The sequence below is a fragment of the Parafrigoribacterium mesophilum genome, assembly GCF_039652555.1.
Classification (GTDB): Bacteria; Actinomycetota; Actinomycetes; order Actinomycetales; family Microbacteriaceae; genus Parafrigoribacterium; species Parafrigoribacterium mesophilum.
Genome location: NZ_JBDJAF010000001.1, coordinates 792,438 through 815,302 on the forward strand (window position 1 = coordinate 792,438; position 22,865 = coordinate 815,302).

The 22,865-nt window shown below is 68.2% G+C and carries 21 protein-coding genes; 7 read left to right on the forward strand and 14 right to left on the reverse strand.

What is annotated here, in order from left to right:
• From rpsP to ffh, 5 genes are all read right to left on the reverse strand, one after another.
• On the reverse strand, positions 1–474 hold the full coding sequence (rpsP, locus tag ABFX56_RS03765; protein WP_346231935.1) for a 30S ribosomal protein S16: 474 nt from the start codon (positions 472–474) through the stop codon (positions 1–3).
• Positions 475–600: 126 nt separating this feature from the next.
• The gene (locus ABFX56_RS03770; protein WP_346231936.1) at positions 601–1,536 is read right to left on the reverse strand and encodes a DMT family transporter; all 936 of its coding nucleotides are present in this window, start codon (positions 1,534–1,536) and stop codon (positions 601–603) included.
• Positions 1,537–1,567: 31 nt separating this feature from the next.
• On the reverse strand, positions 1,568–2,368 hold the full coding sequence (locus ABFX56_RS03775) for an LLM class F420-dependent oxidoreductase (RefSeq protein WP_346231937.1): 801 nt from the start codon (positions 2,366–2,368) through the stop codon (positions 1,568–1,570).
• A 9-nt stretch (positions 2,369–2,377) separates the two neighbouring features.
• Positions 2,378–3,286, reverse strand: coding sequence for an META domain-containing protein (locus tag ABFX56_RS03780; RefSeq protein WP_346231938.1), 909 nt, complete (start codon positions 3,284–3,286; stop codon positions 2,378–2,380).
• Between the two features lie 61 nt (positions 3,287–3,347).
• A complete protein-coding gene (gene ffh, locus ABFX56_RS03785) occupies positions 3,348–4,922 on the reverse strand; it encodes a signal recognition particle protein (protein ID WP_346231939.1) in 1,575 nt (524 codons plus the stop codon).
• Between the two features lie 84 nt (positions 4,923–5,006).
• Between ffh and ABFX56_RS03790 the strand changes: the two genes are divergently transcribed.
• Both ABFX56_RS03790 and ABFX56_RS03795 read left to right on the forward strand, forming a co-directional pair.
• On the forward strand, positions 5,007–5,888 hold the full coding sequence (locus ABFX56_RS03790; RefSeq protein ID WP_346231940.1) for an LLM class flavin-dependent oxidoreductase: 882 nt from the start codon (positions 5,007–5,009) through the stop codon (positions 5,886–5,888).
• A 9-nt stretch (positions 5,889–5,897) separates the two neighbouring features.
• A complete protein-coding gene (locus ABFX56_RS03795) occupies positions 5,898–6,431 on the forward strand; it encodes a gamma carbonic anhydrase family protein (RefSeq protein ID WP_346231941.1) in 534 nt (177 codons plus the stop codon).
• A gap of 94 nt (positions 6,432–6,525) precedes the next feature.
• Here ABFX56_RS03795 and ABFX56_RS03800 read toward each other — a convergent pair whose 3' ends face one another.
• From ABFX56_RS03800 to ftsY, 3 genes are read right to left on the reverse strand one after another with little or no spacing between them, the layout of a single operon-like run.
• Entirely contained in the window at positions 6,526–7,620 is a 1,095-nt protein-coding gene (locus ABFX56_RS03800) for a Gfo/Idh/MocA family protein (RefSeq protein WP_346231942.1), read from the reverse strand.
• A complete protein-coding gene (locus ABFX56_RS03805) occupies positions 7,617–8,318 on the reverse strand; it encodes a histidine phosphatase family protein (protein WP_346231943.1) in 702 nt (233 codons plus the stop codon). Before ABFX56_RS03805 ends, ABFX56_RS03800 begins: the two co-directional genes overlap by 4 nt.
• 10 nt (positions 8,319–8,328) lie before the next feature.
• The gene (ftsY, locus tag ABFX56_RS03810; RefSeq protein ID WP_346231944.1) at positions 8,329–9,204 is read right to left on the reverse strand and encodes a signal recognition particle-docking protein FtsY; all 876 of its coding nucleotides are present in this window, start codon (positions 9,202–9,204) and stop codon (positions 8,329–8,331) included.
• Between the two features lie 99 nt (positions 9,205–9,303).
• On the opposite strand from ftsY, the gene ABFX56_RS03815 reads away from it, so the two are divergent.
• Both ABFX56_RS03815 and ABFX56_RS03820 read left to right on the forward strand, forming a co-directional pair.
• The gene (locus tag ABFX56_RS03815; RefSeq protein ID WP_346231945.1) at positions 9,304–10,281 is read left to right on the forward strand and encodes a TIGR03885 family FMN-dependent LLM class oxidoreductase; all 978 of its coding nucleotides are present in this window, start codon (positions 9,304–9,306) and stop codon (positions 10,279–10,281) included.
• On the forward strand, positions 10,278–11,942 hold the full coding sequence (locus tag ABFX56_RS03820; RefSeq protein WP_346231946.1) for an alpha-amylase family protein: 1,665 nt from the start codon (positions 10,278–10,280) through the stop codon (positions 11,940–11,942). The genes ABFX56_RS03815 and ABFX56_RS03820 overlap by 4 nt, the downstream gene beginning before the upstream one ends.
• On the opposite strand, the gene ABFX56_RS03825 is transcribed toward ABFX56_RS03820, so the two are convergent.
• Together ABFX56_RS03825 and smc are read right to left on the reverse strand one after the other, a co-directional pair.
• Entirely contained in the window at positions 11,894–13,156 is a 1,263-nt protein-coding gene (locus tag ABFX56_RS03825) for an MFS transporter (protein ID WP_346231947.1), read from the reverse strand. The two genes, ABFX56_RS03820 and ABFX56_RS03825, sit on opposite strands and share 49 nt — an antisense overlap.
• Positions 13,157–13,190: 34 nt before the next feature.
• Positions 13,191–16,787: a chromosome segregation protein SMC gene (smc, locus tag ABFX56_RS03830; RefSeq protein ID WP_346231948.1), complete on the reverse strand. Its 3,597-nt coding sequence runs from the start codon at positions 16,785–16,787 to the stop codon at positions 13,191–13,193.
• Positions 16,788–16,977: 190 nt separating this feature from the next.
• Between smc and ABFX56_RS03835 the strand changes: the two genes are divergently transcribed.
• The gene (locus ABFX56_RS03835) at positions 16,978–18,096 is read left to right on the forward strand and encodes a GNAT family N-acetyltransferase (protein ID WP_346231949.1); all 1,119 of its coding nucleotides are present in this window, start codon (positions 16,978–16,980) and stop codon (positions 18,094–18,096) included.
• Here ABFX56_RS03835 and mutM read toward each other — a convergent pair.
• The 4 genes from mutM to ABFX56_RS03855 all read right to left on the reverse strand — a co-directional run bounded on the left by mutM (position 18,060) and on the right by ABFX56_RS03855 (position 20,486).
• On the reverse strand, positions 18,060–18,932 hold the full coding sequence (gene mutM / locus ABFX56_RS03840; protein ID WP_346231950.1) for a bifunctional DNA-formamidopyrimidine glycosylase/DNA-(apurinic or apyrimidinic site) lyase: 873 nt from the start codon (positions 18,930–18,932) through the stop codon (positions 18,060–18,062). The two genes, ABFX56_RS03835 and mutM, sit on opposite strands and share 37 nt — an antisense overlap.
• A 2-nt stretch (positions 18,933–18,934) precedes the next feature.
• Positions 18,935–19,624 carry a ribonuclease III gene (gene rnc / locus ABFX56_RS03845; protein ID WP_346233139.1) on the reverse strand — a complete coding sequence of 230 codons (690 nt, stop codon included), beginning with the start codon at positions 19,622–19,624 and terminating at the stop codon, positions 18,935–18,937.
• A 92-nt stretch (positions 19,625–19,716) separates the two neighbouring features.
• Entirely contained in the window at positions 19,717–19,920 is a 204-nt protein-coding gene (gene rpmF / locus ABFX56_RS03850; RefSeq protein WP_346231951.1) for a 50S ribosomal protein L32, read from the reverse strand.
• Positions 19,920–20,486 carry a YceD family protein gene (locus tag ABFX56_RS03855; protein WP_346231952.1) on the reverse strand — a complete coding sequence of 189 codons (567 nt, stop codon included), beginning with the start codon at positions 20,484–20,486 and terminating at the stop codon, positions 19,920–19,922. Before ABFX56_RS03855 ends, rpmF begins: the two co-directional genes overlap by 1 nt.
• Before the next feature lie 248 nt (positions 20,487–20,734).
• Between ABFX56_RS03855 and ABFX56_RS03860 the strand changes: the two genes are divergently transcribed.
• Positions 20,735–21,760 (forward strand): putative F420-0 ABC transporter substrate-binding protein, encoded by a 1,026-nt coding sequence (locus ABFX56_RS03860; RefSeq protein WP_346231953.1) that lies wholly within the window; start codon positions 20,735–20,737, stop codon positions 21,758–21,760.
• Positions 21,757–22,857: a putative F420-0 ABC transporter permease subunit gene (locus tag ABFX56_RS03865; protein ID WP_346231954.1), complete on the forward strand. Its 1,101-nt coding sequence runs from the start codon at positions 21,757–21,759 to the stop codon at positions 22,855–22,857. Before ABFX56_RS03860 ends, ABFX56_RS03865 begins: the two co-directional genes overlap by 4 nt.
• Positions 22,858–22,865 lie beyond the last annotated feature (8 nt).

Consider the following 22,865-nt stretch of genomic DNA (forward strand, 5'->3'; position numbering starts at 1 on the left):
TTAGGCCTTGTCGGCGTCGGTCGCGGCCACCTCAGCGGCAGCGGCGTCGGTCGCCGCGGCATCCGCCTGCGCAGGAGTGTCCGACTTGCCGGACTTCGTCGATGCGGCCGGCTCGTCGTCCTTCGACGCCTTGGGCTTCAGCACCGCCTTCTTCTTCTCGTCGGCGACGAACGCAACCTTCGCTTCCTTGAGCTTCACCGTGTTCTTCGGGTTCTTCTCACCCTTGAAGGTGCCCCAATCGCCGGTGAGCTTCAGCAGTGCCTCGACCTGCGGAGTCGGCTGCGCGCCGACTCCGAGCCAGTACAGCGCACGCTCCGAGTCGATCTCAATCAGCGACGGCTCTTCTGTGGGGTGGTACTTGCCGATTTCCTCGATGACCCGCCCATCGCGCTTGGTGTGCGCGTCGGCGACAACGACTCGGTAGAACGGCGCGCGGACCTTGCCCAGGCGCTTCAAACGAATTTTTACAGCCACAATTCTCCTGAATTTTCTTTGCGTGGTTGAACAGGTGGCCGTGAGCGTGGGGTGCACACTCGGCTCGAGCTCGAAAGGATCCGGTGTCGTCTGATGAGAGGGTCGGACGAGCACGGACTCGACTCACTATTCTGCCAGATTTTGTCGGGAGGCGTGACCACGGGGTGTGGCGTCACGTCGCCGGGAGACCGCGACGCCGACCAGGCAGATCGCACCTCCCACGATGGCCAGCACGGTGGGAATCTCGCTGAAGGCGAGAAACGCCATCACGATGACCATGGCCGGCACGACGTAAGTCGTGACGCCCAACTGCCCGGCGGGCATCCTGGTCAACGCGTAGGCCCACGTGCTGTACGCGAGCGCGGTGGGAAAAATGCCGAGGTAGACCATGCCGGCGATGCTGGAAACCGGTGCCGCCTGAACCTCATGGATGAGGTCTCCGATGAACGGGAGGCAGAAGATCCCGCCGATCACGCAGCCGAGCCAGGTGACCTGCTGCGACGGCAGGCCGCCCAGCACCGGTTTCTGGAACAACACCCCCGCAGCGAAGGTGAAGGCGGCCAGCAAGCACCACAAGATCCCGACACCATTGCCAACGCCCGTCGCGCCCGTGCTGACGCCAATCAGTACCACGCCGAGGAACGCGATTCCCCCACCGATAATGAGCCATTTCGCGATCCGCTCCTTCAAGAAGAACGCGGCGGCCGCAGCGATCAGAATGGGTGCGATGTTCACCACCATGGCGGCGGTGCCGGCCTCCAGGGTCTGCTCGCCAATGTTCAAGGCGACGTTGTACCCGCCAAACCAGCAGACACCGAATCCCGTGATGAGCAGCCATTGCCGTCGGGTCGGTGCGACCCATCTCCGGCCGATGAGCACGAGGCCCAGCGCCAACGAACCCACGATCAGCCTGCCCAGCGCCAGCGCTCCGCCGGAGAAATGGGGCGATACCCAGCGGATGACGACGAACGCGCTCGCCCACACGATGACGGTGACGATGATCGCCACCAAGACCCGCGGAGGCAACGTCGGGCGGGCGATGGCCGTTCTCGGAAGAGTCACGGTCTCACGGTAGCAACGAACGCCGCGCAGGTCAGCCGGCATTGTGGATGTCGCGCCAGGCGAGCCACTTGTGCACCGGCGCAAGATCGTAGGCGGGACCGGAGATGCCCACGGTGAACAGCGACGCACCGAGTTCGACCAGTTCGTCGGCTTCGGCGGCAGAGCGTCGGCGGATCTCGGTGGACACTTCGATCTCGTCCGTGTCGCGCCCGACGTCCCTGCCATGCTGGGCGAGGATGCTCAGCTTGCGCTGAAGCGTGGCCGCGTCGCTGAAGCTGTGCCAGATGTCGGCATGCCGGGCGACGATGCGCAGCGTCTTCTTTTCGCCGCCGCCGCCGATCAGCACCGGGATCTTCCTCGTTGGCGGCGGGTTGAGCTTCGCCCACCGCGCCTCGACCACCGGGAGGCTGGCGGCCAGGGCGTTCAGCCGGGTGCCCGGGGTGCCGAAATCGTAGCCATACTCGTCGTAGTCGTGACGGAACCAGCCGGCACCAACCCCGAAGATGAAGCGGCCGACGCCATCCGGACCCGCACTGATGTGGTCGATGGTTCTGGCCATGTCAGCCTGGAGGTTGGCATTCCGGTAGCTGTTGCAGCTGACCAGCGCGCCGAGTTGCACCCGGCTGGTCTGCTCGGCCATGGCGGCGAGCATGGTCCAGGACTCGAAGTGCAACCCGGCGGGGTCGCCGCTCAGCGGGAAGAAGTGGTCCCAGTTGAACACGATGTCGACACCGAGTTCCTCCAGCCGGGCCACGGTGTCACGGATTGCCTGGTAATCCGAGTGCTGTTGCGCGACTTGCACGCCGATCCTGATCGGCCGGGACTTTCTCATCCGGTAAGACTAGAACGAGCCGCGCTTCAGCCGGCCGATTTCATTGCCGTCCCGGTCGAACAGGAGCAGCCGGGCCGCATCGGATCCGGCGCGGTCGAAGCCGGCCGCGGTGGCCTGGGCGACCCAGGCAGGCACCGGTGCGCCCTCGCAGCCGATCAGGGTGGACGGGCCGGATGTCGTGAGCAACTCGCCGTCTCGACCCACCACCCAGCGGCCCTGTGCACCGTTGCAGCCGTCGGACCCGGTCCACCGGCCGTTGTCGGTGAACGTGACGTGCGGGTTGGTTTTCACCGCGTAGGCCACAGGCACCCAGGTGCCCAGCAGCGTCTGGACCGTCGCCGGCGTGAGCTGCGCGGCGAGTTTCGATGGCGTGCGCAACGCCTTCTGCAGCTCGGGGGTGATCCTGGGCGGTTTCGTATAGAACTCGGCTGCGGCGGGAATCGGTTGCGGCGCGCCGTCACCGGTGAGGGAGGCGAGAACTCGTCCCGCGGAATCGCTCAGTTTGAAGCCGCCGGCGGTGGCCGCGTATCCGGTGACGTCCTCGAGCCATGGCACGAAGGGCAAGCTTCCGGTCGCGCAGTCCCCCATCGCGCCCCACGCGGCGGCGAGGAAGAGTCCAGAGGACGCCTTCCACGAGCCGGTGATCATGCCGCAGTCCCGCCACAGTTGGAACTCCTGGGCGTCCAGGCGTAACCAGGTGTCGGCGGCCTCTCCCTCGGCGCCGGACACGCGCCACAGGTTCACCAGTCCGATGGCCGGTGATACTCCGCCCGGTCCTGGCCCGGCGACCGGCGGCGCTGCGGGGTTGTGGGGCGGCTCACCTCCGGGCGGGGTTTCACCACTGCGTGCGGACGCGCATCCGGCCAGCAACGGCACGCACATCAGCGCGGCAAAGATCGTGCCAACGAGGCGCTTCATGCCACCACGGTAGTGAGAACGCGGCCGCGGCATCACCCAACGTTTGGTGCGGCCCGGGCGTCTAGCGGCCGAGGAGCTTCTGGAATGTCGCGAGTTCTTCTTCGGTCGGTGTGCCGCCACGCCCCGCGCCGAGGCCGAAGCTCGACCCGCCGGCTGAGGTGGACGGTTTGACCCCCGCGGCCAGGGCCGCGTTCTCCGCCGCGCGCTTGGCCGGGTTCCCCGACCTCGACCCCTTCTTCTTGCTCTGCTGTTTGCCGCGCCCGCCGCCAAACGACCCGCCGGGCATCGGCCCCATGCCCGGGACCTGCGGCATCCCGCCCTTAGCCACCGTCTTCATCATTTTGGCGGCCTGCTCGAACCGGTTCACCAGGGAGTTGACGTCGGTGACCGAGGTGCCGGAGCCGCGCGCGATGCGCACCCGGCGGGACCCGTTGAGCAGCTTGGGTGTGCGCCGCTCGGCCGGGGTCATCGAGTAGATGATCGCCTCGGTGCGGGTGATCTCGCTCTCGTCGAAGTTGTCGAGTTGCTGGCGCATCCCCTTCATGCCGGGCAGCATCCCGAGCATGTTCTTGATCGAGCCCATGTTCTTCAGCTGCTGCATCTGGCCGAGGAAGTCTTCGAGCGTGAAGGTGTCGGTGGCGAACTTCTCCGCGACCTTCTTCGCCTCCTCCTCGTCGAAGTTCTTCTGCGCCTGCTCGATGAGGGTGAGGATGTCGCCGAGGTCCAGGATGCGGCTGGCCATGCGATCCGGGTGGAACGGCTCAAACTCATCCAACGACTCGCCGGTGGAGGCGAACATGATCGGCCGGCCGGTGATGGAGGCGACCGACAGCGCCGCGCCGCCCCGGGCGTCACCGTCGAGTTTGGTGAGCACGACGCCGGTGAAGTCGACGCCGTCCTGGAACGCCTTGGCGGTGGTGACAGCGTCCTGCCCGATCATCGCATCAATGACGAACAGCACCTCGTCCGGCTCGACGGCCTTGCGGATGTTGGCGGCCTGCTTCATCAGTTCGGCGTCAACGCCGAGGCGGCCGGCGGTGTCCACGATGACTACGTCGTACTGCTTGTCGCGGGCAAACTTCAGGGACTCTTTGGCGACCTTGACCGGGTTGCCGACGCCGTTGCCCGGCTCGGGCGCGAAAACGTGCGCGCCGGCCTGTTCGCCGACCACCTGCAACTGGGTGACGGCGTTCGGGCGTTGCAAGTCCGCCGCGACCAACAGCGGGGTGTGCCCTTCGCTGGCGAGCCACTTGGCCAACTTGCCGGCCAGCGTCGTCTTTCCGGCGCCCTGCAGGCCCGCGAGCATGATCACCGTCGGCGGATTCTTCGCGAACCGGATGCGGCGGGGCTGCCCCTCATTGAGTTGACCACCCAGGATCGCAGTCAACTCGTCGTTGACGATCTGCACGACCTGCTGCGCGGGGTTCAGCGCCTTGTTGACCTCGTCACCGAGCGCACGTTCGCGCACCTTGCCGGTGAAGTCCTTGACCACTTCGAGGGCGACGTCGGCATCGAGCAGTGCGCGGCGAATCTCACGAACGGTGCCGTCGACATCCGCGGGACTCAGTTTTCCTTTGCCGCGCAGGTTCTTGAAGGTCTCCGCAAGGCGGTCGGTGAGGTTTCCGAAGGTGGCCATAGTGCCACCAGTTTAACCGGACCGGCGGGGCGTCGCCTCTATCGGCGAAAGCATGGTGTCTACGCTCACCCCTAGAGTGACGGAATGAGACACGGCATCGTCATCCTTCCGCAACAACAATGGGCGGATGCCCGTCGCACCTGGCGGCAGGCCGAAGAACTCGGATTCGACCACGCCTGGACCTACGACCACTTGTCCTGGAGGACGCTGGCCGACCAGAGGTGGCACGCAACCATCCCGACGCTCACCGCGGCGGCATCGGTCACCTCGACCATCCGGCTCGGAACCTTCGTCGCGTCGCCCAATTTCCGGCATCCGGTGCCGTTCGCCAAGGACTTGGCAACGCTCGACGACGTGGCCGCTGGACGGTTCATCCTCGGCGTCGGCAGCGGTGGCACCGGATTCGACGCGCATGTTCTGGGACAACCGGAGCTCACACCGCGTCAGCGTCACGACCGCTTCGTCGAGTTCGTGCGCGGACTGGACCGGCTCCTGCGGTTCGAGGTGCCGGGCATCGGCGGAGTAAGTTTCCGTGGCGACTGGTTCAGCGCGGAAGCGGCCAGGATGGTGGGAACGCCGGCGCAATCCCCCAGGCTGCCGTTCGTCATCGCGGCCGACGGCCCCAAGGGCCTGCGGCTTGTCGCCGAGCTCGGCGACGGCTGGGTCACGCTTGGCCGGGAATCAGACACGCTCGATGAGTGGTGGCGGACGGTTGCGCAGCTCTCCTCACGGCTCGACGACACCTTGGCCGCCGCCGGACGGGCACCCGACAGCATCGAACGCCACCTCAGCCTGGATGCCGCACCACGGTTCGCGCTATCGAGCGTGGACACCTGGGAGGATGCCGTCGGCCGCGCCGCCGAGCTCGGCTTCACCGACGTGGTCACCCACTGGCCCCGAGCCGACGGCGTTTATGCGGGCAGCGAAGACGTTCTGTTCGAGGTCGCCTCCCGCTTCGCGCGCTAACTTTGGTGCATGACCAGTCTTATCGTGCCCTTCGACGGCAACCTCCCCGCGATCCACGACAGCGCCTGGATCGCACCGAACGCCACACTCGTCGGACGGGTGGCGCTCGGTGAGGCGGCCAGTGTCTTCTTCGGGGCGGTGCTGCGCGGCGATGTGGATCGCATCAGCATCGGCGCGCGCAGCAACGTGCAGGACAACGTCAGTGTGCACTGCGACTCGGGCATCCCCACCACGGTCGGCGCGGGAGTGAGTGTCGGGCATTCTGCGGTGTTGCACGGCTGCACGGTGGAAGACGATTGCCTCATCGGGATGAGCGCCACGGTGCTCAACCACGCGGTGATCGGCGCGGGCTCGCTGGTCGCGGCCGGCTCTGTCGTGCTGGAGGGCACCGTCGTCCCGCCGAACTCCCTGGTGGCCGGGGTGCCGGCTAAGGTGCGGCGGGAGCTCACCGAGGACGAGCACGCGAAACTGTTGTGGAACGCCGAACACTACGTGCAACTCAGCCGCGCCTACCGGAAACAGGGTTCTGCCGCCGCCGAGTGATGGCTCTCCGGACGAAATCGCCCGCCGCGGCGGGCTGTCTGGTCCGGAAAGGTATCGGTGGGGCCAGGACTCGACTATCGGTTGGGGCTGAGGCTCAGTCGTGCAGCCTGACCACGGCACCCGACCGGCTGGACTCGTACACCGCGCGCACCAGTTCCACGGCCGCACGGCCCGCCGCGGCCGCCACCGTCGGCGGCCGGTGCTGCTCGATGGCCGCCACGAAGTCCTCATACTGCGCTCGATGCCCCTCGGCGCTGGCCGGCAGCGGCACGGCCGCGCCGCCGCCATGCAGCATTTCGGCGCCGCGCAGCATTTCGGTGCCGTGCCGGGTGCCGGTACCGTACTGCGAATCGTCCCCGAGCGAGGCGAAGCGGGCATCCTCCGGCGCGCTGTGGTCGAACTGCCACAGCACCGGCGCGTCATCGACGAGGGTGACCGAACCGTGTTCACCGCGGATGTCGATGCGTCTGGCGCTGCCGGGATAGCTCGCCGTGCTGGCCTGGATGGTACCCAGCGCGCCGCTGTCGAATTCGAGCCAGGCGGTGAGGTTGTCCTCGACCTCGATGTCGTGGATGCGGGTCTGCGCCCTGGCGGACACCTCCCGCACGCCTCCGGCCAGCCACAGCAGCAGATCGACCGCGTGGATGCCCTGGTTCATCAGCGCGCCGCCGCCATCCAGTTCCCAGGTGCCGCGCCACTGCGAGCGCGCGTAGTACTCCGGGTCGCGCCACCAGAGCACCTGCGCCGAACACTGGGTGAGCCGGCCAAACCGGCCACGCTCGATCGCGGTCTTGAGGGCCAGCGCGCCCGGCGCGAACCGACCCTGGAAGATGGCACCGAGGCACACCTGCTGCTCATTGCAGGCCGCGATGAGCGCATCGATGCGTTCCACCGTGATGTCCAGCGGCTTTTCGCACAACACGTGCTTGCCATGCCGCGCCGCGGCGATCCCGATCTGCGCGTGAGTGCCCGAGGGGGAGGTAATCGCGATGGCGTCGCAGTCGCCCCTGGCCAGCAGGTCATCCAGGGACTCGGTGTACACGCAGCCGTGGTCGGCGGCGAACCGCGCTCCGGCGCGGACGTTGCGGGTATGGCATGCGACCAGCTGGGCGCCGGCGCAGTCTTCGATCGCCCGTGCGTGGATTTCCGCGATGCCGCCAACGCCGACGATGCCGAACCGAACGCTCACCAGTCGATCCCGCTCAGGTGGGCGACGGTGTTGTACTCCGCAACGCTCCAGCCATCCGCGGTGCGGATCAGCCTCGACACGGAAGCGTTTCGCAACGGGGAGGTCTTTTCAAGGGCCAGCACCTCGGCCTCGCTGAGCCCCTGGCAGGCGTAGCGGATCACAACGATGGGCGTGTCGTGGGAGACGATCAACACACGCCTGGCGCCGGCGCGGTCCAGGTCCGCGAGGAAGAAACGCACCCGCAGCGCGACATCCGCCCACGATTCGCCGCCGGGCGGGCGGTAGTAGAACTTGCCCAGACGACGTCGCCGCTCCGATTCCTGGGACCAGAGTCCCTGGATCTCGCCGCCGGTGGCACCGTCGGTGACTCCGGCTTCCCGGTCGCGCAACCGTTCGTCCAGGCGCGCCGGACCGGAGAGGCCCGCGGCCGTCATGGCGATTCGCGTCGTCTCGGCCGCACGGCGGTACGGCGACGACCACACCGCTTCCGGCGCCGCACCCGCCGGAAGCGTCGCCAGCCAACGGCCCACGGCGGCCGATTGCCGCTCACCGAGTTCGGTCAAGGCCACGTCGGGGTCGCGCACCGACCGGCGCGTGGAGGACGGCTTGGACGCCTGGGACGCATCCGCCGCATCGGCCGCATCGACGTTGGCGGTGCTCTGCCCGTGCCGCACCAGCACCAGCTCGCTCACCGACACCGCGGCGCCGCTATCCGACCAGGTTCTGCGCGAACACGTGCGGGGTGAAGCCGGTGAGGTCGCCGATCCCCTCACCCTGGCCGACGAGTTTGATCGGGATGCCGGTCTTCTCCTGGACGGCCAGCACGAATCCGCCCTTGGCCGAACCGTCGAGTTTGGTGAGCACCAGTCCGGTGACTCCGGCGTGCTCAATGAACGCTTCGGCCTGGGCGAGCCCGTTCTGACCGGTGGTGGCGTCGAGCACGAGCAGCACCTCGGCGATCTCGGCCTGCTTCTCGATCACCCTGCGGATCTTCGACAGCTCGTCCATCAGGCCGCTCTTGGTCTGCAGCCGGCCGGCAGTGTCGATCAACACGATCTCGATGCCCTCACGGGTGGCCTTCTCGACGGTCTGGAAGGCGACGGATGCCGGATCCTGCCGCTCCTGCTGCGGGCGCACGATCTGCGCACCACCACGTTGCGCCCAGGTGGCCAGTTGCTCGACGGCGGCGGCCCGGAACGTGTCGGCGGCGCCGACGACCACGCTGCGGCCGTGGTTCGCCAAGAACTTGGCGAACTTGCCGATCGTCGTGGTCTTGCCCACCCCGTTCACCCCGACCACGAGCACGACGGCGGGCCGGGCGGTGAGTTTCAGGGTGGGATCGAGCCTGGCCAGACGCTCCTCGAGGATCTCGCGCAGCATCCGCTTGAGGTCCACCGGGTCCGTCGTGTTGTACTTCTTCACCATGGCGCGCAGTTGCCCGATCACCCCGTCGGTGGTCTCCGACCCGAAGTCCGCGCCGATCAGGGCATCCTCGAGGTCCTCCCAGGTGTTCTCGTCGATCGTCGGCTTCGCGAACATGCCGCGCAGAGCGCCGGAGAGGGACCAGGGGGTGCGTTCTGCCATGAGAACAGGCTAGAGCAGGTGCGCCTCCCCCCGTTCGGGTGACATTCCCAGACTCGGGTGACATTCTCGGACGAAATGTCGAAAAACGGGAGCTGCCAGATGACCGTCGTCGGATTCCACGCCTCGCACGAGCAGATGCATCCTGCGGCGCTGCTGAGCGCAGTGCAGGAGGCGGAGCAGGCCGGATTCACCGCCGCGATGTGCAGCGACCATTTCGCCCCGTGGAGCACCCGGCAGGGGCATTCCGGATTCGCGTGGGCCTGGCTCGGGGCGGCATTGCAGTCCACGTCTCTGCCGTTCGGGGTCGTGAACGCCCCCGGGCAGCGCTATCACCCCGCGATCATCGCCCAGGCGACGGCGACCCTGTCGGCCATGTATCCCGGGAGGTTCTGGGTGGCGCTCGGCAGCGGCGAGGCGGTGAACGAGCACATCACCGGCGACCGATGGCCGGACAAGGAGCTCCGCAACCGGCGCCTGCTGGAATCCGCCTCGAGCATGCGCCGCCTGCTTGCCGGTGAGGAGGTCACCGTCCGCGGCGAGGTCACCTTGGACCGGGCGAAACTGTGGAGCCTGCCGGATGCCCCACCGCCGCTGCTGGCCGCCGCAGTCAGCCCTACGACGGCCGCGTGGGCCGCGGGCTGGGCGGACGGGCTGATCACCGTCGCGCAACCGGAGCCGGTGTTGCGGCGCGTGATCGAGGCGTACCGCGCAGGAGGCGGCCGGGGCCCGCTGGTGCTCCAGGTGCACTTGAGCTTCGCCGCGAGCGATGCGGAAGCGCTCGCAATCGCGCACAACCAGTGGCGCACCAACGTGTTCCCGCCGCCGCTGTGCTGGGATCTGGACTCCCCGGAATCCTTCGACCTCGCCGCCACGCACGTACCGCCGGAGGCGATGCCGAACACGGTCCAGGTCTCCGCCGACCTGGGCCGGCACGCGGACTGGCTGAGCGAGGCCATCGCACTCGGCTTCGACGAGCTGTACCTGCACCACGTCGGTCAAGAACAGTCCGCGTTCATCGACGCCTTCGGCGAGCGCGTGCTGCCCCAATTGACCGTCACGAGGAAGGACCCGGTATGAGGATCACCGACACCAGCGACCTGTGGTGGAAGAACGCCGTCGTGTACTGCCTGGACGTCGAAACGTTCATGGACTGGAACGGCGACGGACACGGCGACTTCGAGGGACTGGCGAACCGGCTGGACTACCTGTCCGATCTCGGCATCACCTGCCTGTGGCTGATGCCGTTCTTCCCCACCCCCGACCGGGACGACGGCTACGACATCACCGACTTTTACAACGTGGACGACCGGCTCGGGCACCTGGGTGACGTGGTCGAATTGGTCCGCAGCGCCACCGATCGAGGCATCCGCGTCATCGCCGATCTCGTCGTCAACCACACCTCCGACAAACATCCCTGGTTCCTCGCCGCCCGCTCGAGCAGAACCTCACCGTTCCGCGACTACTACGTGTGGCGCGACGAACCGCCGAAACACGCTGCGGCTTCGGTGTTCCCCGGGGAGGAGAGCGGCGTCTGGGCGTTCGAGAAGAAGACCAAGCAGTACTACCTGCACCGGTTCTACCGGCACCAACCCGACCTCAACGTCGCCAATCCACGGGTCCGCGAGGAGATCGGGAAGGTGCTCGGGTTCTGGCTCGAACTGGGGATCTCCGGTTTCCGGGTGGATGCCGTGCCGTTCTTCCTCGAGGACGACGCCGGGAGCAAGGACTTCGGCGACGGACACGACTACCTGCGGGAGCTGATGGAACTGGTCAGCCGGAGGCGTGGGGACGCCATCCTGCTCGGCGAAGTGAACCTGCCCTTCGCACAGCAGCTGACCTATTTCGGCGGCACGGACGGCGACGAGCTGACCATGCAGTTCGACTTCGAGTCCATGCAACGCCTATACCTGTCCCTGGTGCGCGGCGATGCCAGGCCGTTGGCACGGATGCTGGCGAAGCGGCCGAAGCTTGCCGTCCGATCGCAGTGGGCGAACTTCGTGCGGAACCACGACGAGTTGACCCTCGACAAACTCAGCGACGCCGAACGCCAGGAGGTGTTCGCCGCGTTCGGCCCGGAGGAGCGGATGCGGGTGTACAACCGGGGCATCGTGCGACGCCTGCCGCCGATGCTCGACGGCGATCCGCGGCGCATCCGCATGGTGTACAGCCTGCTGTTCTCGCTGCCGGGTACGCCCGTGCTGTTCTACGGCGAGGAGCTGGGCATGGGCGAGAACTTGGACGCCGGCGGCCGCTCGGCCGTGCGCACCCCGATGCAGTGGACGGACGGGGAACACGGCGGATTCTCCTCGGCACAGGCGTCGGACCTGCCGAACCCGGTGACCGTCGGCCCGTTCGGACCGGATCACATCAACGCCAACGCAGCGCGACACGACCCGGATTCGCTTCTGCACTTCATGCAGAAGCTGATCAGCCGGTACCGGGCCTCGGCGGAAATCGGCTGGGGCGAGCTCACGATCCTCAGCCAACCGCACACCGGCGTGCTCGCGCACCGGGTGACCGGCTCGTTCGGCAGCATGGTGGCGCTGCACAACTTCACCCCGGATGCGCTCACGGTGCCGCTGAAACTCGACGGCACAAACGGCGACACGAGACTGGTCGACCTGCTGCACGACCAGGTGACCACCGTGTCGGACACGGGTGAGGCGGACCTGACCCTCGACGGATACGGCTACCGCTGGCTGCGGGTGCTGGACCCGGGCAGTAGGCGGCTGTCCTGAGCGCGGCCCGCGAGGATCCGCTGCACCGTCCACGCCGAGACCACCGCGACGAGCAGCATGCAGGCGATGCCCAGCCCCGAGTAGCCGACCAGGGTGAGCACCGGGCCGGCCAGGGCGCCTCCGGTAGCGGCGGTGGCGTTCATCAGAAGGTCGGAGACACCCTGCACGCCGGGACGGTCGTCGACCGGCACGGACTCGGTCACCAGGGTGGATGCGGCGATCGTCGCCGCGGACCAGCCAAGACCGAGCAGGATGAGGCTGAGCCCGACCAGCGCATCTGATGCACTGCCCAGCCAGGCCACCACGAGAGAGGCGAACAGCAAACCCTGTCCGATGAGGATCACCTCGAGGCGGCCGAACCGGTCGGCCAGGGCGCCGAACACCGGTGACAGCGCGTACATACCGGCGATGTGCAGGCTGATCGTGAATCCGACGATGGCCAGCGTCGCGCCGTGCCCGTAGAGGTGCACCGGAGTCATGGACATCATTGCCACCATGGTGGCGTGGCTGAGCGCCACCGCCACCACGGAATACCTGGCCAGCGAATTGACCCGGAGGGTTGCCAGCCCCTTCCGCGGCGGGATGCCGGTGGGGGCCGGTCCATTCCCGGTCGCGGTGAGCAGCGGGTCGGGACGAAGCCCCAGAAAGTACACGGCCATGGCGGCCAGTTGCGCGGCGACGGTGAACAGGAACGGACCGGTGAGGGTGGGCAGGCCGATCAGTGAGCCGATCGCCTCGCCAGGCTCGATGAGGTTGGGGCCCAGTACCGCGCCGGCGGTGGTGGACCAGACGACGACCGACAGGTCCCGCGCCCGGTGGCTGGGCTGCGCCAGGTCGGTGGCCGCGAACCTGGCCTGCAGGTTGGTCGCGGAGGACGCTCCGGCCAGCGCAAGAGCCACCAGCAGCAACGGGAAGGATCCGATCGACGCGGCCCCGGTGGCGGCAGTGGCGCCGATCGCACCCAGCAGCGCCCCGCCAGCCAGGGCGATCCGGCGACCGCGAGCGGCGGCCGCCCGTGCCAGCGGCACCGCGAGCAGCGCCGCTCCGAGCGTACTCATGGTCGCCGCCATCCCCGACCAGGCCGGCGATCCTGACACGTCCGCGGCCAGTAGCGCGCCGACCGAGACGGTGGCGCCAAGGCCGATTCCGCCAAGAATCTGAGCCACGATGAGCATGCGGATAACCCGGTGCTGGAGGGTGGCGGTTTCACTCATCGCGCAAGTCTAGGGTGTGGCTGGCGCCGAGCCGCTAACCGGCTTTCTGTTCCGGGGTGGCCACGCGCTGCCCGACCACCGCGGAGATGCCGTCCTGGCGCATCGAGACCCCGTACAGGGCATCCGCGATTTCCATGGTGCGCTTCTGGTGGGTGATCACGATGAGCTGGGAGGACTCGCGCAGGTCCTCAAAAATCGTCAGCAGACGCCCTAGGTTCGCGTCGTCGAGCGCCGCCTCCACCTCGTCGAGCACGTAGAACGGACTGGGGCGCGACTTGAAGATGGCGATGAGGAACGCGGCGGCGGCCAGGGACCGTTCCCCGCCGCTGAGCAGGGAGAGCCGCTCGATCTTCTTGCCCACCGGCTTCACCGACACCTCGATGCCGGTGGTGAGCAGTTCCTCCGGGTCGGTGAGGTGGATGCTGCCGGTACCGCCGGGGAACAGCACGGGGAACACCTCGGCGAATGCCGCCCTGGTGTCCTCGAAGGCGGACTGGAAGATGCCGCGCATCTTGTCGTCGATCTCGCCGATGATCTGGGCCAGGTCCTTGCGGGTGCTGGTGAGGTCGGTGAGCTGCTCTGTGAGGAATTTGTGCCGCTGTTCCAGGGCGGCGAACTCCTCGAGGGCCAGCGGGTTGACCCTGCCCAGCTGCGCTAGTTTGCGTTCGGCGCGGGCCAGGCGGGCCTGCTGTTCGGCTCGGTCGAACCGGATGCCGCCGGGTGCCTCTGGCTCTGCACCGTCCGCGTTCGGCGGCAGGGCGGCATCCGCCGCGGCATCCGCCTCTGCATCCGTTTCGGGTGCGACGTCGGGCGGGACGAGCACGTCCGGTCCGTATTCTGCGACCAGCACGTCTTCGACCAGACCGAGGTCCTGCCCGGCCCGCTCGAGCAGTGTCGACAGTTGCAGTTTCTTCTCGTAGATCTGCATCTCGAGCCCGTGCACGTCGTCGCCGATGGCGGAGAGTTCCTCGCGCAGCACCGACTCTTCGCGGCGCAGTTCGGCCAGTTCCGCGCTGTGCTCCGAGCGTTCGGCCTCCCGCGCGGCCAGTTCGACTCTGGCTTCGGACAGGGAGCGGTCGACCGCGTCCAACACCGGCGGCAGCGATTCGACGACCGATTGCGCGGCCCGGGCCTGGGCACGGCGAATGACTGCCCGGCGTGCCGCTTCCTCGGCCGCGACCCGGTCCCGCTCCCGCTGACGCTCAAGACTCTCAGCCCGCAGCTGCTCGACCCGCACGCGTTCCTTGGCGGTCTCCACCCGTAGCCGGGCCTGAACCTCCCGCTCCCTGGCGGCGTCCAGTCCGGCCGCGACGCCGTCGCGGGACGACACGTCGAGGATAGGACGCGGCCGCGAACGCGCGGCGTCCAGTTCCGCGGTGGCCCGCTCGGAGTCGGCCAGCGCATCGCTCACGCTCTGGGTGATGGTGGCGTGCGCCCGCTCCAAGCGCTGCACCTCGGCGGCGGCGGATTCGGCCTGCACGCGGGCCAGTCCCAGTTTCTCGGTGTGCGCAGCGCGTTGCGCATCGAATTCGCGCAGCGCGGTCATCGCGGATGCCGCCCGGTCCTTGGCGTCCTTCAGCTCCGCGCGTTGCTGCGCCAGGGCGTTTCTGGAGGTTTCGATGAGTTCGGTCACCCGAGCGAGCGCGGTGTCCGCTGCATCCCGGTCCGCGACCAGTTCCAGCCGTGAGCGGCCCGCGCCAATGCCGCCGCGCACCACGAAGCGGCTGAGAACGTCACCTGCCTTGGTGATCACAGTGGGCGCCGTGCTGCCGTCGTCCCCGAGGCCTCGCCATACCGCGCGCGCGGCGTCGAGATCATCGACGATGAACACGTGCGCGAGCAGCCCGAGCACACCGTCCGGCGCGGTGATGACACTGCCGGCGGGCACCGCACCCTCGGGCAGCCGGCGCGTGGTCTCAGTGCGGGCACCGGCATCCGCCAGCAGCAGTTCCACACGGCCCAGCTCCTCGGCGTTGACCCGGTCGATGGCGTCGATGGCAGCGCCGCGGTTCTCGGCCAGGACGGCGTCGGCGAGTGTACCGAGGGCGGCGGCGATCGCGGCTTCGAAACCGGGCTGCACCTTCACGTGCTCGGCGACCAGTCCGCGGATGCCCGGCAGCTTGGACGCCACGAGGGCCGAGGAGCCGTCTTTCTGGTCGAGGGCCGACGACAGGGCGCTGGTCCGGGCGGCGAGCGCGTCGCGTTCGCGTTCCCGGATGTGCAGTTCCTCGCGCAGCGACTCGATGTCCGCCTCACGGCTGGTCACTTCAGCCCTGAGGGCCTCGTAGGCGGCGTCCAGGTCGGTACCGCCGTCGTCGTCGGCGGCGACGTCGGTGTGCAATTCGCCCAGCCGGGTGTCGGCATCCGATTTCCGCAGCAGTGCGGCGTCCAGCGCGCGTTGCTGCCGCAGCAACTCGCCGCGCACCGCCGCAAGCCGGGATGCCGCGGCGTCGGAGCGGCCGGCCAGCTGGGAGACCTCAAGGTCGTGCCGGGAGACGAGGGCGCTCTGGGACGCGATCTGCTCGTCCAGGCCGTCCAGGTCGGCCCTGGCGGCGACGGTGGCGGCGTGCGCCTCCTGCCAGAGTTGTTCCTCGGCGCCGACCGACTCGGCGAGCCGTTCCGCCTCCGCCGCGGCCTCCTCGACCATCGCGGCGGTCACCCCTGGGCCGGTCGCGGCGTCGTCCGTCTGCCCGCCCAACAGGGCAAGCCGTTGGTTGGCCAGCGTGTACAGGCCCCGCAGCCGCTCCTGCACCGACTCGAGGCCGAATGCGGTGCGGCGGGCCAGATCAACGGCGTCGCCGACCTGGCTCTGTTCGATGTGCTGGGCGCGGAGCCGGTTCTGGTCCAGTTGCTCCTGCAGCACGATGCGGTGCGTCTTCCGCTCCGATTCGCTGCGGGTGCTGATGGCCAGCGACGCGCGCAGCGTGACCACCTCATCGGCAAGGAGTCTCGCGCGCGCATCGCGAACCGCGGCGGCGATCGACTGGGCCTCCTTGGCGATTTCAGCCTGGCGACCCAACGGCTTCAACTGGCGTCGGATTTCGCCGGCGAGGTCGCTGAGGCGGGTGAGGTTCACCTGCATCGCATCGAGTTTGCGCAGTGTCTTCTCTTTACGGCGGCGATGTTTGAGGATGCCCGCGGCCTCCTCGATGAAGCCGCGACGTTCCTCGGGACTGGCGCGCAGCACGGCGTCGAGTTGACCCTGTCCGACGATGACATGCATTTCGCGGCCGAGCCCAGAGTCGCTGAGCAGTTCTTGGACATCCAGCAGCCGACAGTTGCTGCCGTTGATGGCGTAGTCGCTGGCGCCGTTGCGGAACAGGGTGCGGCTGATGGTGACCTCGGCGTACTCGATGGGCAGGGCGCCATCGGTGTTGTCGATCGTGAGGATCACCTCGGCCCGGCCGAGCGGTCCCTTCGCAGCGGTGCCCGCGAAGATGACATCCTCCATCTTGCCGCCGCGCAGCGTCTTGGCGCCCTGCTCGCCCATCACCCAGGCCAGTGCATCCACGACGTTGGATTTGCCCGACCCGTTCGGGCCGACTACACAGGTCACGCCAGGCTCGAAGGCGAAGGTCGTCGGGCGGGCGAAGGACTTGAACCCCTTGAGCGTGAGGCTCTTCAAGTACACCGCATCGCCCCTTCTACTCTCGCCGCACGATTCCAGCAACTACGGTACCGGACGCTGCGCCGCAGCCCGGGATGCTCGCGGGGGAACCGCAACTGCAGCAGCCGGTGGTCGAGCACCTGACTCCACTGAACTTGTCGAAGTGCCGAGGCCCCCGGCACTGTACTGTGGGTCGCGACACCCGGAGCCACGCATGAACGAGTTCACCATCGAGGACTTGACCGTCCCGGCGACGGCCGGCGCAGCGGATGCTGGTGACTTCGCTGCGATGACCCGCCTGCGAAACGAGATTGTGGCGCTTGCGCTAGGCACCGGGGAGTTGGCCTACGAGCCGGCGGAGTTGCTGCCGGAGTTCCATGACCCGTACCAGCCGCGGCGGATGCTGATCGCCCGCCTCGACGGGGCTGTGGTCGGCTGCGGCGGGTACGAGGCACCCCTGGAAGGTGGCCCCAACCAGGACGGCCCCGCCGAGGCGTGGCTGAGCGTCGAGGTGCTCCCACCGTTTCGGCGTCGCGGCGTCGGCGCGGCTCTGTATGAGCGCCTCGCCGAGCTCGCGGTGGACGACGCCCGTACCACGCTGCAGGCCGAACTTCTGCACACCGAGGTCCCGGGCGAGCGCATCGGCGCGCCGACCGGGTTCGGCTCGGTGCCGCGCGACAGCCCGGAATCACGGTTCTTGCGCTCGCGCGGCTTCCGGTTGGAGCAGGTGGAGCGGGTCAGCCGCCTGGCCCTCCCGGTGCCGGCCGATGCGCTCGCGGCCCACCTGGCGGCGGCTCAGGCGGCCGCCGGTGCCGATTACCGCACGGTGGTGTGGGAGGGCGACGGCGATGGCCGCTGGCTGAACGACCTGGCGCAATTGCACGCCGGTATGAGCACCGACGCACCGAGCGCGGGATTGGACTTCCCCGCCGAAACCTGGGACGCCCAGCGGGTGCGAACGGTCGACGAACTGAACCGTTCCAGCCCACGCCGAATGCTCCACGCGGTCGTCCAGCATGTCCCGACCGAGCGGCTGGTCGCGTTCAACGAACTGTCGGTCCCACCGGATCGGCATCGCAGCGTCGAGCAGCAGGACACGCTGGTGGTCAGCGAGCATCGCGGACGCCGACTGGGAATGCTGGTGAAGGTGGCGAACCTGCTCCACCTCGAGGCGACGCATCCCGGGCGTCCCAGTGTCACCACGTTCAACGCTGAAGAGAACCGGCACATGCTGGCCGTGAACGAGGCCATCGGATTCGTTCCGATCGGATACGCGGGAGGGTGGAAAAAGTCCGCTCAGGGACGCAACCGCTGGCAGAACGGGCAGAAGTGACTGCCGCGGTTCATGAACTTCTCGCGGACCACGGGGTGACCGCATCGGGGGCACGGCTCGCCCTGCTGCCCGTAGACGTTGAGGGACTGGGCGAAGTAACCAGACACGCCGTTGACGTTGACGTATTGGGTGTCGAAGCTGGTGCCTCCATCCTCCAGCGCGTGCGCGAGCACCAGCCGCAGCTGAGACAGCAGCGTTGTGGCGCGCGCCCGGCTGAGGCTGGCGGCGGGTTGGTCGTAGTGGATGCGCGCCGCCCATAACGCCTCATCCGCGTAGATGTTGCCGATGCCGCTGATCAGGTTCTGATCGAGGATGGCGCGTTTCACGGCGCTGTTACGGCGGGCCAACGCGGCGAGAAACCGGCGGTCATCGAAGTTCGGGTCCAACGGGTCACGAGCGATGTGCGACACGCTGGCCGGTATCCGCTGCCCGGGAAGGTCCAGCACCGGCACCAACTCGTCGATGGCCATGGACCCGAAGATGCGCTGGTCGGCAAAGTTCAACCGCAGCGCACCGTGCTGCGGATGTTCCAGATCGATGCGGATGCGGGTGCGCGGGTCGTCGGTGCCCGGGTCTCGCAACAGGACCTGCCCGCTCATCCCCAAGTGCACGACCAGTGCCTCATCCCCGCAGTCCAGCGGCAGCCAGAGGAACTTGCCGCGTCGGGAGGCATGCTGCAGAATGCGGCCGGTGAGCCGGTCGATGAAGTCCTCGGCCGGTCCGCGGTGGCGCCGCAACGACCGTTCGTCGTAGACGCTGACGGCGGTCACCGTTGCTCCGGCGACGGCGGGGGCCAGCCCCAGGCGCACCACCTCGACTTCGGGCAGTTCCGGCAACGTTAGTTGGCGCCGGCTTGGAGGATCGCCCAGGCGTCCAGGGCTGCGGCCATTTCGGCGTGTTTCTTGCTCGAACCATGGCCGGAGGCGATGTGTTCGCCGGCGAGCACCACGTCGGCCTGGAATGACTTGGAGTGGTCGGGGCCGCTTTCGGTGACGACGTAGCTGGGGGCGCCTCTCCCGAGTTTCGCGGTGAGCTCCTGCAGGCTGGTCTTCGGGTCCATGGCGACGCCGAACCGGCCGGGGTCGGTGAGCAGTGGCGCGATCAGCCTCAACACGAGCGCCGTGGCCGCTTCGCCGCCGGCGTCGATGTACGCAGCGCCGATCACGGCCTCGACCGTGTCCGCGAGAATGGATGATTTGTCCCGACCGCCGGTGAGTTCTTCACCGTGGCCGAGTCTGATGTGCTTGCCGAGGCCGATCCCCCTGGCGATCTCCGCCAGAGCGACACTGCTCACGAGGCTGGCGCGTCGCTTGGCCAGTTCCCCCTCTGGCAGGTCCGGGTACTCGGTGTAAAGCATCACCGTGACCGCTTGGCCGAGGATCGAATCGCCAAGGAATTCCAGACGCTCGTTGTGCGCGATTCCGCCGTTCTCGTAGGCGAACGAACGGTGTGTCAGCGCAAGCTGAAGATGCTCGGGGCTGATCGCGACGAGCAGCTGCTCGGCCAGATCGCCCGCGGCGGGTGCCACGGCAGCGGCCTCGACACTGGCTGCGTCCGGCTGAGGCGCCGAGGACGGGTCACCGTCGGCCACGTGTCGCCCCCATCCGTTGCTGCAGCCGACTAAACGTCCGCGACCTTGCGCCCCTTGTACTCGAGGTACAGCGGGGTGCCTGTGGAGTCTTCGACGACCTTCGCGCGGTGCGGGAGGCTGTAGGTGACTTTGCCGCCCTCGATGGTCTTCACCAGGGTGGGTGGGGTCGCTTTCCACTGTGCCCGACGGGCGCGCGTGCTCGCGCGGGACATCTTGCGCTTCGGTACAGCCATTACTTATCTCTCTCTCTTTCGACATCCGCCGCTTCGGCGACATCGTGTGCATCGGGGGCAGAGCTTCCGGTGGTGTCGGTCATCCCCGCCAATGGCGACAGGGCGGCCCACCGCGGATCGACCTCGACCTCGTGTTTGTGACCGGGATCATCCAAGAGCCGCACCCCGCACTGCGGGCACAGACCAAGGCAATCCTCTTGGCAGATCGGTTGGAACGGCAGCGACAACACCACCGCATCCCGTATGACGGGTTCGAGGTCCAGCGTATCGTTGCGGATCGCGTACTCGAAAGCTTCGGTCTCAGCGTACGCGAAAAGCTCCCGAATCTCGACTTGGACCGGCAGTTCCATCTCAATGAGGCACCGGCCGCACTCCCCGACGGCCGTGGTGTCGACGTCGGCGCTGGCCAGAAGGCCGTCGTGCAGGGCCTCCAACCTGAGGTCCACCTGCACCGCACCGCCGGCAGGTACGCCGATCATGGCGTTGCCGAAGCGTTCCGGGGTGATGATCTCGAGATGGTACTCGCGCATCTCGCCCGGTCGATACATGAGATCGTCGACGGCCACCGTGAACGGCGTCTTCTGGGGATGGGCCACGATCGCCCAGTTTACCCATGGCGTCTGGACGTTCCGACACCACATCGCGTCCCGCCGGCCGGCATCGTAGGATGATGCCAGAACAGACCCCGCGCCGGATATCGCGCGGTGTGTCGGCCCCGGATTGAGGCGACTGGTCGTGTCCCCCGTGTCACCCCACAATGTCCGCCGCTCCGGCTGCGACGCCAGCGCCCGGAAGCCCCGCTCGAAGGTCCGTCATGCTCAGCAGCCATTCTCCACACCGTCCGTTGTCCCGCCGCAGCACCGCCTCCCGAGTCTGCGCCCTCGCGCTGACCGTTGTGGTGTCCGCCGCTCTGGCTGGTTGCAGCGCGGGCGCGGTGGCACCGGCGCATCCTGGCCCCACGTCGGCGTCCGCCGTCTCGGTGGATAATTGCGGAACCCCGGTGCGGTTCACCACGGCGCCGCACCGCGTGATCACCATCAAATCGACCTCCACCGAGATGCTCCTGGCCCTCGGCCTCGGCGATCGCATCGTCGGCACCGCGTTCCAGGACGGCCCGGTGCCGCAGCGCTGGGCCGACGCCGCGGCCAAGCTTCCCGTGCTCGCCGAGCGGGTGCCCTCCCAGGAGGTGGTGCTCAACGCCAGTCCCGACCTGGTGTACGCCGGATGGGAATCCAACTTCTCCGCCGATGGCGCCGGCGCGCGCGCCGACCTCGCCGCGCTGGGGGTGGCCAGCTACGTGTCGCCGTCGGCCTGCCAGGAGCCGGCCTACAAACCCGCGAAGCTGGGCTTCGACGACATCTTCGCCGAGATCGGCGAGGTCGCGAAGATCTTCCGCACCGATGACGCCGCGCTGCTGCAGGAGCAACGCCGCGAACTGGCCGCGGTGGTGCCCGATTCCCGCGGACTGACTGCGCTGTGGTACTCGTCAGGCTCCGACACCCCGTACGTCGGCGCGGGGATCGGCGCCCCGGAGCTGTTGCTGAAGACGGTGGGCCTGAAGAACATCGCCGGCGCGGTCGCCGACACCTGGACATCGTTCAACTGGGAAGCGGTGATCGATGCGAACCCCGACGTGATCGTGCTGGTGGACGCATCGTGGAACACCGTCGCCCACAAGATTCAAGTGCTGGAGAGCAATCCGGCGACGGCGAATCTGGACGCCGTCAAGCACCACCGCTACCTGACGGTCCCGTTCGCCGCCAGCGAGGCCGGGGTTCGCACGGTTTCCGCGGCGACGGACCTGGCCAGGCAGCTGGCCCAGCTGAACCTGGACGAATGAGGGCCGACCAACTCGCCGCTTCCCACACCGGCTCACCGCTCCCGAAGTCTGCGGTGCCGGGAATCGGCATCGGGCGCGGCGACCGGGCCGGCGGCGGGCGCGGCGCTCTGTGGGGCATCGTGCTCAGTGTCGTGCTCCTGGCGTCGGTGACCCTCGCCATCACGATCGGCCCGGCGCAGATCACGCCGCTGGATGTCTGGGGCAGCGTGCTGCACCACCTCGGGGTCGGACACCAGCCGTTGAGCCTGCTGCGCGATGGCATCGTGTGGGAGTTGCGGCTGCCGCGGGTGCTCACCGCCGCGGCGGTCGGCGCGGGTCTGGCGGTGAGCGGCGCCGTGATGCAGGCGCTCACGCGCAACCCACTGGCGGACCCGTACCTGCTGGGCCTGTCCTCCGGCGCGTCGCTCGGCGCGGTGGCGGTGCTACTGCTCGGCGCGGCGTTGCTGCTGCCGCTCGCCGCGTTCCTGGGCGCGATGCTCGCCCTGGGCATGACGCTGCTGCTGGCGAACTCGCTCGGCCGGATCACCCCCAGCCGCACGGTACTGGCCGGACTGGCGGTGTCCGCCCTCGCCTCGGCCGCCACAAGCCTGATCATCTTCTGGAGCGTGACGGGCGACTCCTACCGGGAGATCCTCGGCTGGTTGCTCGGTTCCCTGGCCGGCGCGCGCTGGCCCGCGGTGGCGATCGGCTTCGCGGCGGTGGTGGTCGCCGGGATCCCGATCCTGCTCAGCGGGCGCATCCTCGACGCCTTCGCATTCGGAGACACCTCGGCGGCGACCCTTGGCGTCAACGTGCAGGGTGTGCGGTGGTCGCTGCTCGGCGCGACGGCGCTGCTCACCGGCGCGATGGTGTCGGTCAGCGGGTCGATCGGCTTCGTCGGACTGATCCTGCCGCACGCCGTGCGTCTGGTAGCCGGGGTGCGTCACCGCACGCTGCTGCCGCTGGTCGCCCTGGTCGGTGCGATCTTCCTGATCTGGGCGGACACCGCGGCACGTTCGCTCTTCGATCCTCGGGAACTGCCGGTCGGGATCATCACCGCGCTGATCGGCGCGCCGGTCTTCGCGGTGCTGCTGGCCCGGCGGAAGAGCCAGACATGAGAACCGCA